The 295-nt window shown below is 70.8% G+C and carries 1 pseudogene; it reads left to right on the forward strand.

Annotated features, from left to right (window positions below):
- A pseudogene (locus tag ACQG3P_RS19220) lies at nt 1–295 on the forward strand (5-demethoxyubiquinol-8 5-hydroxylase UbiM); the annotation flags it as partial.

The raw sequence follows: 295 nt of genomic DNA on the forward strand, positions 1-295 counted from the left end.
GTGGTGGCGGCCGACCGCCGGTTCTCGTCCACCCGGCGCCTGCTGGGCATCGGCGCGCGCATGCGCGATTTCGGCAAATCGATGCTGGTCTGCCGGATGCAGGTCGAGGGGCCGCACCAGCACACTGCGTGGGAGTGGGTCGGCTATGGCCGCACCATGGCGCTGCTGCCGCTCAACGGCGACCAGGCCTCGGCGGTGATCCCCCTGCCACCGCGTGAAATCGAACGGCTGCTGGCGCTGGACGCGGCGACCTTCGGACGCAGCATCAGTGCGTGGTTCGAACCCCGCCTGGGGG

This window comes from Stenotrophomonas sp. SrG (genome assembly GCF_050031795.1).
In the GTDB taxonomy this organism is placed as follows: Bacteria; Pseudomonadota; Gammaproteobacteria; order Xanthomonadales; family Xanthomonadaceae; genus Stenotrophomonas; species Stenotrophomonas rhizophila_A.